Source organism: Prauserella sp. PE36 (genome assembly GCF_003311655.1).
Taxonomy (GTDB): domain Bacteria; phylum Actinomycetota; class Actinomycetes; order Mycobacteriales; family Pseudonocardiaceae; genus Prauserella_A; species Prauserella_A endophytica.
On sequence record NZ_QEQT01000084.1, the window covers coordinates 45643 to 55667 of the forward strand.

Annotated in this window: 9 protein-coding genes; 6 read left to right on the plus strand and 3 right to left on the minus strand. The window is 65.5% G+C overall.

Annotation, left to right across the window (positions count from 1 at the left end):
* The first annotated feature begins 143 nt into the window (after window positions 1–143).
* From DI005_RS23995 to DI005_RS24005, 3 genes are read left to right on the plus strand one after another with little or no spacing between them, the layout of a single operon-like run.
* Window positions 144–1139 carry an SDR family NAD(P)-dependent oxidoreductase gene (locus tag DI005_RS23995; RefSeq protein WP_233520295.1) on the plus strand — a complete coding sequence of 332 codons (996 nt, stop codon included), beginning with the start codon at window positions 144–146 and terminating at the stop codon, window positions 1137–1139.
* Window positions 1136–2257, plus strand: a complete 1122-nt coding sequence (locus tag DI005_RS24000; protein ID WP_113643618.1) for a DegT/DnrJ/EryC1/StrS family aminotransferase — start codon at window positions 1136–1138, stop codon at window positions 2255–2257. The genes DI005_RS23995 and DI005_RS24000 overlap by 4 nt, the downstream gene beginning before the upstream one ends.
* A gap of 20 nt (window positions 2258–2277) precedes the next feature.
* Window positions 2278–3309 (plus strand): NAD(P)-dependent oxidoreductase, encoded by a 1032-nt coding sequence (locus DI005_RS24005; RefSeq protein WP_113643619.1) that lies wholly within the window; start codon window positions 2278–2280, stop codon window positions 3307–3309.
* Here DI005_RS24005 and neuC read toward each other — a convergent pair.
* Window positions 3225–4457, minus strand: a complete 1233-nt coding sequence (neuC, locus tag DI005_RS24010) for a UDP-N-acetylglucosamine 2-epimerase (RefSeq protein ID WP_112272388.1) — start codon at window positions 4455–4457, stop codon at window positions 3225–3227. The two genes, DI005_RS24005 and neuC, sit on opposite strands and share 85 nt — an antisense overlap.
* A gap of 233 nt (window positions 4458–4690) precedes the next feature.
* Between neuC and DI005_RS24015 the strand changes: the two genes are divergently transcribed.
* Together DI005_RS24015 and DI005_RS24020 are read left to right on the plus strand one after the other, a co-directional pair.
* A complete protein-coding gene (locus DI005_RS24015) occupies window positions 4691–5878 on the plus strand; it encodes a cytochrome P450 (protein WP_113643620.1) in 1188 nt (395 codons plus the stop codon).
* Between the two features lie 75 nt (window positions 5879–5953).
* Window positions 5954–7138 (plus strand): Cmx/CmrA family chloramphenicol efflux MFS transporter, encoded by a 1185-nt coding sequence (locus DI005_RS24020; protein WP_113643621.1) that lies wholly within the window; start codon window positions 5954–5956, stop codon window positions 7136–7138.
* Window positions 7139–7154: 16 nt separating this feature from the next.
* On the opposite strand, the gene DI005_RS39765 is transcribed toward DI005_RS24020, so the two are convergent.
* Together DI005_RS39765 and DI005_RS39520 are read right to left on the minus strand one after the other, a co-directional pair.
* A complete protein-coding gene (locus tag DI005_RS39765) occupies window positions 7155–8135 on the minus strand; it encodes an ABC transporter ATP-binding protein (RefSeq protein WP_113643622.1) in 981 nt (326 codons plus the stop codon).
* Window positions 8136–8722: 587 nt separating this feature from the next.
* Window positions 8723–8848 (minus strand): hypothetical protein, encoded by a 126-nt coding sequence (locus DI005_RS39520; RefSeq protein WP_255565749.1) that lies wholly within the window; start codon window positions 8846–8848, stop codon window positions 8723–8725.
* 255 nt (window positions 8849–9103) lie between these two features.
* On the opposite strand from DI005_RS39520, the gene DI005_RS24030 reads away from it, so the two are divergent.
* Window positions 9104–10010 (plus strand): IS5 family transposase gene (locus tag DI005_RS24030; protein ID WP_369973583.1). Its coding sequence is split into 2 segments (ribosomal slippage): window positions 9104–9474 and window positions 9473–10010, totalling 909 coding nucleotides; the frame shifts between segments, so codons are not numbered across the junction.
* Window positions 10011–10025 lie beyond the last annotated feature (15 nt).

Here is a 10025-nt window from a genome sequence, read left to right on the forward strand (position 1 = left end):
CTTCCGGCGAGCGCGCGGGGCCGGAAGACGGCGAATTCACACGCCGGGTCCAGGAGTGGAAGCCGACTCCTGGGGCCGGGCGGCGACCTGTCGTGAGACTGGAGTGTCCCCGCAGACGCAGGCTTTCTCATGGGTGGAGTGTCGTGAGCAGATTCGCTGGCAAGAAGGTTCTGGTGACGGGAGCCGACGGGTTCATCGGCAGTCACCTCGTCGAACGGCTGATCGCGGAGGGGGCCGACGTACGCGCGTTCTGCGTCTACAACTCGAACGGCTCCTACGGCTGGCTCGACGAGCTCGGCACCGACCGGATCGCCGACATCGAGGTGCAGCTCGGCGACATCCGCGACGGCCGGTCGGTGCGCAAGGCCGTCACCGACGTGGACGTGGTGTTCCACCTCGCCGCCCTGATCGCCATCCCGTACAGCTACCAGGCCCCGGAATCCTTTGTGGACACCAACATCACGGGGACGCTCAACATGCTGGAGGCCGTGCGCGACGCGGGCGGCGTGCGCATGGTCAACACCTCCACCAGCGAGGTCTACGGAACACCGGAGTCGGTGCCCATCAGGGAGACCCACCCGCTGCGCGGGCAGTCCCCTTACGCCGCGTCGAAGATCGCGGCGGATCAGCTGTGCGAGGCGTACGCGCGCTCGTTCGAAGCGCCCGTGACGACGCTGCGCCCGTTCAACACCTACGGGCCGAGGCAGTCGATGCGCGCCGTGATCCCGACGATCCTCGGGCAGCTGCTGTCCGGCGCCACCTCGGTCCGGCTGGGCAGCCTCACGCCGAGACGGGACCTGACGTTCGTCACCGACACGGTCGACGGCTTCGTGCGCATGGGCTGCAGCGACCTCCCACCCGGCTCCCTCGTGCAGCTCGGCACAGGACAGACCGCGTCGATCGGCGAGTTGTTCCAGCTGTGCTGCGAGGTCACCGGTGCGGACGCCGAGGTCGTCACCGACCGCGAGCGCGTGCGGCCCGACGCCAGCGAGGTTCAGGTGCTGCTGTCTGAGCCGAGCCTGGCCAAGGAGAAGCTCGACTGGCAGGCGACGAAGTCGCTGGCCGACGGGCTCGCCGAGACGGCGCGCTGGCTGGCGCCGCGCGTCGACGCCGCACGCGCGGGCAGGTACCACAGGTGATCCCGCTCGCGGTACCAGAGCTGGCCGGCAACGAGGCCCGCTACCTCCAGGAATGCGTCACGAGCGGGTACGTGTCGTCCGCCGGCCCGTTCGTCGGCCGGTTCGAGTGCGAGTTCGCGGCCCGGCTCGGCGCGGAGCACGCGGTGGCCTGTGCGAGCGGCACCGCGGCGCTGCACGTCGCGCTGCGGCTGCTGGGCGCGGGCCCCGGCAAGCTCGTCGCGGTGTCCGACTTCACGTTCATCGCCTCCGCCAACGCCATCAGCTACACGGGAGCCGACCTGCTGCTCGTCGACAGCGAACCGCGCACGTGGAACATGGACACCGAGCTCTTGCACGACGAGGTGGTCCGCAGGGCGAGGGACGGCGGGCGCCTGCCGGACGTCATCGAGATCGTCCACGTGCTCGGCCACCCTGCCGACGTGGAACCGTTGCTGGAACTGCGAAACCGGTTCGGCATCCCGATCGTGGAGGACGCCGCGGAGTCCCTTGGCGCGTCGTGGAAGCCGGGCCCACAGGTCGGCACGGTGGGCGACATCGGCTGCTTCTCCTTCAACGGCAACAAGCTCGTCACGACCGGTGGCGGCGGCATGATCGTCACCGGCGACCGTTCGCGGGCCGACCGGGCTCGGCACCTGATCAACCAGGCGAAGCTCACCGACGACCAGTACCTGCACGACACGATCGGCTACAACTACCGGCTCGCGAACGTCGGAGCGGCGCTCGGGGTGGCGCAGATCGAACGGATCGACGACATCATGCGGGCCAAGCGCCTCATCGCACAACGGTACGAGCGCTGGCTCACCGGTCTCGCCGTCACTCCTGCGCCCTGCGCCCAATGGGCCAGGCCGTCGTACTGGCTGTACTCGGTCCTCCTTGGCGAGGCCGTGGACCCGGACTCCATCGTGGACGCGGCATCGTCGGCGGGGGTGCAGGCCCGCAGGGTGTGGCCGCCGCTGCACCGGCAGAGGCCCTACGTCCACACGGAACGGCTGGGCGGGCACGTGGCCGACAACCTCTACCGGCGCGGGCTCTCCCTGCCGAGCTCCGCCGGACTAGCCGAGAGTGACCAGCGCGTGGTGTGCGACCGGCTCCGCCGGATCCTGCCCGCCGCGCCGTGAGACCGGATGGGTGAATCGACATGACCGTATTGGTGACCGGTGTGGCCGGAAGGGTCGGCTCGTTGTTCGCGGGTGAGCTGATCCGCGCGGGCTACGACGTGCGGGGAATGGTGCGTCCCGGCGGGCGGACACCGGACGACGATCTGGCGGGCAAGGTCGAGCTTGTCGAGGCGTCGCTCGGGGACGCGGTCGCGATCGAGCGGGCCGTGCGCGGCGTGGACACGGTGGTGCACCTCGCGGCGCAGATCGTGATCGGCGACAGCCCCGTGGACCAGTACTACGACACGAACGTCCTCGGCACCCTGCGGCTGCTCGAGGCCGCGGCGGGCCAGGCGTCGCCGGTGCGCAGGTTCGTCTATGCGAGCACCGACAACACCTACGGGCCGGCCAGGCCGCGGACGAGGCAAATCACCGAGGAGGATCCGCAGGTCCCCGGTGACTATTACGGGACGTCCAAGCTGCTGGGCGAGACGCTCGTGCGCAACTACCACCGCCTGTACGGGCTGCCGTACACGATCCTGCGGTACGGCTCGGTCGTGGCGCCGCACGAGACCGTCGGTCTGTTCCGGCTGGAGTGGGTGCGGGCCTTCCTCGCCGGGCACGTCGCGGCGGGCAAACGGAGCAACCTGTGCGGGTTCCTCTCGCCGGGCGACGACCCCGTGGGCGTGCTCGACGCGGCGACCGGGGCGCGCGACGACAACCCGGCCGTCGTGCTCACGGGACCGGACCGGGAGCCGTGGGCGGTCCACCTGACCGACGTGCGTGACGTGGTCGCCGGCACGCTGCTCGCGATGGAGCATCCCGACGCCGCGGGCGAGGCCTTCAACATCGGCGGTCCGGGCACGACGACGTTCGCCGCCGCCGCCGAGGTGCTGAACAGGCACTTCCGCACCGACACCGTCGTCGCCCGGCTGCCGGTGAAGCTGGCCTTCGAGTTGTCGACGGACAAGGCGCGGCGCGTGCTCGGCTACGCGCCCAAGTGGGACCTGGACGGGATGCTGACGACCGCGCTCAGCGCGTCGCCCGCCGGGTCGGTTCCGTCGAGCGGGTAACTGAAGAAGCGCTTGCGGGGCAGTGTCGCGAGCTCGACGGTCCTGAGCACCGCGACGATGCGCTCGGCGGTGTGCCCGTCACCGTAGGGCGAGCGGGCCCCGGCCGCCACGCGCTGGTGCCCTGGCGTCAGGGCGTGGCGGATCGCCCGCTCGATCTGGTTCGCGTCCTCGCCACAGTCGACCACCGACTCGGCGCGGGGCCGCCCGTCCTGCCTGGTGCCGATGTTGACGGTCGGGGTGTGCATCGCGGGCACCTCGATGACGCCGCTGGAGGAGTTGCCGACCACGACGTCCGCGTGATGGACGAGGCTCAGGTACCGGACCTGGCCGAGTGAGGGCAGCACGGCGGTCGGCCCCGGCCTGCGGGCGGCGTAGGCGTGGATCGCGTTGCTGACGCCGCTGCTCGTCTGGTCGACATTGGTGCCCGTGAACACCACGGTGGCCTCGGGGAACGCGTCGAGTGCGGCCAGAAGCCCGGTGATGCCGCTCGTGCTGCCGCCGGGATCCGCGGTCGCCGGGTGGTAGGTGACGCCGATCGTCGGGGTGCGCAGCTCCACGCCCAGCTCCCTCGCCAGTGCGGAGCGATCGAGCAGGGTCGCGGTGCGGACGGTGTCGAGCCCAGGGGTGCCCGTGAGGTGCACGTGGGCGGGGTTCTCGCCCATCTGGATGACGTTGTCGCGAAAGCGTTCGGTCGAGGTGAAATGCAGATGGGCCAGCTTGGTGATGGCATGCCGCACGGATTCGTCGGTGGCTCCGCTCGTCGCCTCGCCGCCGCCGACGTGGGCGATGGGCAGCAGGCGCAACGCGGCCGCGACGGCGGCGGCGAGGGCCTCGTACCGGTCGCCGGGCAGCACGAGAATGTCGGGCGCGATGCGGTCGAGCGCGTCGGCGTAGCCGATGACCCCCAGTCCGAACGACTTCGCGACGGCGGTGGGCGAGTCACTGGCGAGCACCATGTCCACGTGCTCGTCGACGGTGAACCCGTCGGCCTCGATCTGGCGGACGGTGTAGCCCTGCTCGTCGACGAGGTGACCCCCGGTGGCCAGTATCCGGAGTTCGATGTCGCCTTCGAGGCGAATTGCCTCGATGACGGACCGCATCGGCCCGTAGTCGGACCGGGAACCGGTGAAGACACACACCCTGCGCATACGGCTCCTTTCTGGGCAAAGGGAGACCCTCACGATCCTCGCCGAGCGGAAAGGGTTCCCAGGGGCCAGCTTCCGCCGCGAGATCACCAGGCCGACCCGGCGGAACTCGTCACCTGCCCGGTCGTGAGCACGAGGCGAAGGATGAGGCAGATCAAGGCCGCCGCGTTGAGTACCGGCGCAGGTGGACGCTGACCGCGCACAGGCCTGGATCGGAACGCGAGAGGAGCCACCGCATGTTGAAGGCGCTGCCGACGGCGCGAGAGCACCCGCTGGATCCACCATCCGAACTGCGGCGACTCGGCGTTGAGGAGCCGCTGTGCCGGCTCACCTACCCCGACGGTCACGTCGGCTGGGTTGTGACGAGTTACGAGCTGGCACGGCTCGTGCTGGGCGATCAGCGTTTCAGCTCGCGTTCCGAGTTGCTCCGATCGGCGGTGCATCCGACGCGAATCGCCGAGGTAGAGCGGGGGGAGCCCGCGCCCGCGGGGTTCTTTGCCATCATGGACCCACCCGAACACACCAAGTACCGACGGCTGCTCACGGGCCATTTTACCGTCCGCCGCATGAACGTGCTGCAGCCGACTATCGAACAGATTGTCGAAAACCGCTTGAGCGTTCTGGCGGAAACCGGGCCGCCTGCCGATTTCGTCACGACGTTCGCACTGGCGGTACCATCGCACGTGATCTGTGCTCTGCTAGGGGTGCCTGGCGAGCATCGGGGGCTCTTCGAGCGGCACGGGTCGCTGCTGAACAGCCTCGAGGCGGACGCCGCCGAGATAAAGAGCGGCATGGCGGCGATGTCGGGTTGCTTGAAGGAACTGATCGAACAAAAACGCCGGAACCCGTCGAACGACCTGTTGACTGTCCTCGCGAGAGAAGACGGCCTCAGCGACGACGAGGTCGCCGGAATAGCCATGCTCATCCTCGTCGCCGGCCACGACACGACGGCCAGCATGCTTGCGCTGGGCACGCTGGTCTTCCTGCTCCACCCGGAATACGCGGAAGCACTGCGAGGAGGCGAAGCTTCCGCAGGCCGCGCTGTCGAGGAGATGCTCCGGTATCTGACAATCGTTCAGTACGGACTCCCCAGAACAGCGGTCGAGGATATCGAGCTCGCCGGCGAGCTGATCCGGGCAGGCGATACGGTAACCGTCTCACTGCCTGCGGCGAACTGGGACTCTGCTCGCTTCCCTGAGCCCAACCGGGTCGATCTATCAAGGAACACCGCCGGACATCTCGGTTTCGGTTATGGCTTGCATCAATGTCTCGGCCAGCACCTGGCGCGCCTGGAGATGCGAATCGCGTTCTCGCGCCTCCTTCGCCGCTTCCCCACCCTCGAACTCGCCGTGCCAATTTCCGAGATCCCGTTGAGGCGGCAACACATGATCTACGGAGCAGAGCGTCTACCTGTTTGCTGGTAACGCTCCGAGTATTCAGGTCAGCCTGATGTCCGGATCTCTGAGAATGAAGACAGCCGCGGCAGGGAGGAGTAGTCAGTGCCCTTGGCTGTATACGTTCTGGGCTTGAGTGTGTTTTCTCTGGGCACATCGGAGTTCATGGTCGCTGGTCTGCTGAAGATGATTTCCGAGGACCTTGGAGTGAGTATAGCGGAAGCCGGATTGCTCGTGTCCGCGTTCGCGGGAGGTATGCTCGTAGGTGCGCCCTTAGTCGCTGTGACCACACTTCGGATATCTCGCAAGCTCATCATGATTGCCATGTTGGTCATCTTCGCGGCCAGCCATTTCGTTGGGGCAGTCGCGCCGACATACGAAGTACTCTTCGCGACTCGTGTATTAAGCGCTCTGGGCTGTGCCGGGTTCTGGGCGGTTGCAGCAGCCTCGGCGATCATGCTAGTCCCGCCTCATCGTCGCGGCAGGGCAATGGCCGTTATCGTAGGTGGACTCACGACTGCGAACGTACTGGGTGTCCCTGCTGGCACATTCGTGGGCGGCCACGGTGGATGGCGTCTGGCCTTTTTATGCGTCGGCCTGCTCTCAGTACTTGCACTTGTCGGTGTGATTGTACTCGTTCCCCCGGAGTCGGGGACGTCGAACATGACGGTTCGACTGCGAACTGAATTGGATGCCTATCGAAACCCGAGGCTCTGGCTCGCTGTCGCGATAATCGTGCTGACGGCCGCGACCACAATCGCAACCTTCAGCTACCTGTCGCCGATACTTACCGAGGTATCCGGGCTTCCAGATGGTTGGCTACCAGGTGTTCTTTCGCTTTTCGGTCTTGGTTCTTTGGCGGGAGTGCTCATAGGGGGGAAGCTTGCAGACACGAGACCGATCTTCACGCTCGCCAGTGCTCTTTCGGCGATGATCCTGGTTTGCGTGCTATTGGCAACGAAAGCCACTGACCTGGCCATCTCGGTTTTGTTGGTTTTCCTGATGGGTTTCCTTGGATTTGTTACCAACCCGGCACTCAATACTCGTGTATTTGCCCTGGCTGACCGCGCTCCCACGCTAGCTGGTGCAACCTGTATAACCGCATTCAATTGTGGCATAGCGCTCGCCCCCTGGGTCAGCGGTAAAGTCATCGACGCATGGGGACCCTATACTAGTGCCGCGTGGGTAAGTGTTGCCTTCGGTTCCGTCGCGTTGCTCGCCGTTGTCGCCGCAGCGATCGACGAGCACCAGGATGGACACCCACGGGCGCACTCAACCGCGCGGTCATAAGACTTCCATTTGATGACTATAGGAATTTTTTAGCGTCAGTTCCGTGCTTATAGTTCAGTCGGGGAGCGGCGTCAAGTAGCTGCCTTGTGTACGCGTCCTTGGGGCACGTGAAGATCGAATCAGTGGTTGAGGACTCTACTATACTTCCTTGGTTCATCACGGCGGTACGGTCGCATAAGAACCTAATAGCGCGAATGTCATGTGACACGACCAGAAGCGCAATTCCTCGCGATCTTTTCAGGTTGTTGAGAAGGTTCAGGATTTGCGCTTGGATTGACACGTCTAGGGCGGATGTAGGCTCATCTGCAATAACTAGACTTGGTTCGACGGCTAGTGCGCGAGCGATCGCGACTCGCTGCAGCTGGCCGCCCGAGAGTTCCCGTACAGGCCTATCTATCAGCTCCGTGGGCAGTCCAACATCATGCAGAAGCGCGTTGACGCGCACTTCTCGATCATGTCGAGAGCCAATGTGTCGTACCTGCAGGGGATCTCGTATCACTGCGCCAACTGAAAGCCTCGGATTTAACGAGCTGCGTGGATCCTGGAATATAAGGGCGGTATCGCCCCCCAGGAGACGATGCCGCTGTGCTACCTTCAGGGAGTAGATATCACGACCTCGGTACCGTACGTTTCCCCGAGTCGGCTTTACAAGTCCCAGTAGGGCGCGCGACAAAGTGGTCTTTCCGGAACCCGACTCTCCAATGAGTCCGACCGCCTCACCCGGTGCGATTCGGAGAGTCACGTCGTCGAGCGCCCGAACGCGTCGCCCTCGAGAGGTGTAGTCGACCGTGACGTGCTCCGCGACCAAGAGGTCGTTATTAGGCTGGACAGCCGAAGAAGCTGGCTCGCACTCGACGGGATTCAGTGTAGGGCTAGTTTGCGTCGCCATGATGTGTCCGGTCACACCGCCCGACCTCCATTCAGCGAAAGTGAGGCTGCCCAAGCCCGGACGCTTAGCCGTCCGCTGTCGATACTCGAGCTCACTGGCTCGTCGCATTTTCTGACTCGCACACCTGGCAGTCCTGGTTCGAAATGAGCGTTTCAAAAACAGTAAGTGTCTGGACGGTCGCCGTCAACAGGGAGCCGACGCTTTCTGAGAGACGGTGTGTGTGCAGCACCCAGTGTCGCTGTGATGGAGCCCGTGTCTCTGGCGCTCGTCACACGCCTGGCTCGCCGACGAACTGCAGTACGACGGGGACATGCGCGCGGCACACTTCATGCAATTGGCAAATCGCAAGCCGCATAACGCGGCGCGAACAAGGTGTTGCGTCGACTGTGTTGAACCAACCCGGACGTTCTCGGGTTTGATGGCCATCCCTAGTTTGCTCGAGCGGCACTGTCCGACAACGATGGATCCGGCTTGGCGTCTGCGAGTTTGACAGCCGAGGCGATGCGATCCTCGAAGTGATCGCTTCAACCACATCGCTCATCGTGGCTTGCCGCGTCCGAGTGCCCAGGTAGAGATACTTCAGCGCGACTTGTTCGGCCAGGAAGTGACCGCGTGACGTAGTCGTGGCCGACGCGGGTCCATAGCGTACCCGCCAGCCGCCACCGTCGCGGAGGCCGGCCGGGTCTTCTTGACATCTACGTGGCAGAGTTCGCCGGGGTCGTCCCGTTCGTACCGGCGTAGACGCTCTTGAGCAGGATGTGGGCGGCGGTCCTGGCTTCGGTGGCGGCATCGAGGTCAGGCCTGGGCAAAAGGGTGCGCATCCAGCATCTCCTCGACTTCGCTAAGCGAGCTGTGTGCGATGTTGGACCACGGCCTTCAAGATGTCGGCCAGTCCCGGCAGGACCGTGCCAGTCGCGTCTGTTCCCGGGACCGTGACGGTCTGCTCACCCAGCGCGGTCCGAATGTCGGCGACGCACGGTTGCCGGTAGATCGACCACAACCAGCAGCAGTCCCATGTCTGCGAGCTAGGGCGTGTCTCCTAAAGATCTGCGGTGTGAGCTGGGATTGTTGATCGCATGTCACGGTTTGCGGTGCTTACTGACGCTCAATGGGCTCGGATTGAGCCGCTGATGCCGTCCTCGGATGGCCAGCGAGGCAGGCCGTTTAGGGATCACCGGCAGGTGGTCGAGGGGATCGTCTACCGATTCCGGACCGGGATCGCGTGGCGGGACCTGCCTGAGTCGTTCGGACCGTGGCAGACGCTGTGGAAGCGGCACAAGCGGTTCTCGACCGATGGGACCTGGGATAAGATCCACGCTCGGCTGGTCGCTGAGGCTGACGCCGCCGGCGGGGTGGACTGGACGGTGTCGGTCGACTCCACCATCAACCGCGCCCACCAGCACGCGGTCACCCTGCGACGGGTCGAACATCCCGCAGGTCGGCGGCCCACAGGGGGCTGAGCCGAACTACAAGGATCTACGCGCCGAGCCGCTTGATCATGCGCTGGGACGCTCGCGGGGCGGGATGTCGACCAAGATCCACCAGCTCGTCGACGGCCGCGGCCGCCCGCTGGTCATCGCACTCACACCCGGCCAGGCCGGTGACTCCCCCATGCTCGCGCCGCTGCTGTCCCACCTGGCCGTCAAACGGCTCGGTCCAGGTCGGCCGCGCACTCGCCCCGAGGCCTTGATCGGCGACAAGGCCTACTCATCCCGAGCGATTCGAGCCAGACTGCGAGCCCGGGGCATCAAGACCGTGATCCCACAGCCCGCAGACCAGATTGCTCACCGCAGACGGCGTGGCGCCGCCGGAGGCCGCCCACCCGAGTTCGACGCCCTGACCTACAAGCGGCGCAACGTGATCGAACGGTCCTTCAACGACCACAAGCAATGGCGCGGCATCGCCACTCGCTACGACAAGCTCGCCGCCGTCTACCGAGGAGGCATCGTCCTCCGCGCGATCACCCTATGGCTTCGGCAATAAGGAGACACGACCTAG